Origin of the sequence: Amycolatopsis rhizosphaerae (assembly GCF_007713715.1) — a bacterium.
In the GTDB taxonomy this organism is placed as follows: Bacteria; Actinomycetota; Actinomycetes; order Mycobacteriales; family Pseudonocardiaceae; genus Amycolatopsis_E; species Amycolatopsis_E rhizosphaerae.
In genome coordinates this window covers 1-1,047 of record NZ_VJWX01000892.1, presented here as the reverse complement: position 1 = coordinate 1,047, position 1,047 = coordinate 1, and the positions used below count along the sequence as shown (strand labels likewise).

Annotated in this window: 2 protein-coding genes; both read right to left on the bottom strand. The window is 71.6% G+C overall.

Translation table 11 applies throughout. The features are described 5' to 3' along the window. Positions 1–219: 219 nt before the first annotated feature. Positions 220–744: a hypothetical protein gene (locus FNH05_RS37665; protein ID WP_144593582.1), complete on the bottom strand. Its 525-nt coding sequence runs from the start codon at positions 742–744 to the stop codon at positions 220–222. Between the two features lie 7 nt (positions 745–751). After that, on the bottom strand, positions 752–1,047 hold a 296-nt coding region (locus tag FNH05_RS37660), incomplete at its 5' end, for a hypothetical protein (protein ID WP_144593581.1).

Sequence of the window (1,047 nt, the reverse complement as noted above, 5' to 3'; positions counted from 1 at the left end):
GTCAGGGCCAGCAGGGCCAGTGCCGCCGCCGGGAGGGTGCTACGCCGGATGATCACGCGCCCATCATCCGAGCCGGACCGGGCCGGATCCCTCGCGCCACGCCGGTGCCCGGGAAACCCGATCCCGGCAACACTGTCCACAAGGGACAATTCAGTCAGTCCGATCGTCCGGGCCCCTTGGGTTTCCTCGCCGCCGCACCCTCCGGGACCGCGCGTCCGGTCAACGCCGCACGGACAGCGCGACGGTCGCGAACAGCGCGAAACCGGACAGCACACCGGAAACGACGTTCACCGCGGCGGCCGGGGCACCGAGCACGGCCAGCACGAACCCGGCAACGCCGAGCACGGTCAGCACCGCTCCGAGCGCGTGGAACCGGTTGAGCCGGAAGACCGCCGCGAGCGCGAAGAAGTGCACCCCGACCACGACGGCGATCCACGCCACCGCCACCTGCGGGTGCCGCAGCACCCCGTTGATCACGAACAGCCCGCCGAAGAGGGCGATCGCCTCGAGCACCACCACGATCCAGTAACGCCGTCCTGGGGCGAACCCGCCGTCTTCCGCACCCCGCGGGAGGCGGCGCACGGCGAGGAACAGCGCCACCGCGATCACCGCGCCGGCGATCCGGACCACCAGTGACCAGGGAGCGGTCAACCCGCCCGCGTTCACCTCGACGAAGACGAGGCCGAACAGGATGCCGATGAGGGAACCGGTGGCCAGGCCGGGCCGCTGAACCGAAGTCGTCATGCGGTGATCATGACGGACACGCCGGACTGCCGGGCGGCAAGTGGTCCACGAGCCCGGATTGCCCGGCCCCGGGGGGCGGCCAGGGGTGGGAGCCCGCCATCAGCCCGATCATCCCGGACACCAGCCGCATCTGCTCCACTGTCCGGATGTCCGCCTCGACCAGCCGCGGCGAGCACACCAGGACCGCGACCGCCTGCGCCCGGGACAGGGCCACGTTGAGCCGGTTGCGCGAAAGCAGGAAGTCCAGGCCCCGCGGCAGGTCGAGCGCCGAGGACGAGGTCATCGTCACGATCACCACCGGCG

Excerpts from the sequence above, each read along its gene's own strand:
- FNH05_RS37665 (WP_144593582.1), bottom strand. The coding sequence starts at position 744 with ATGACGACTTCGGTTCAGCGGCCCGGCCTGGCCACCGGTTCCCTCATC.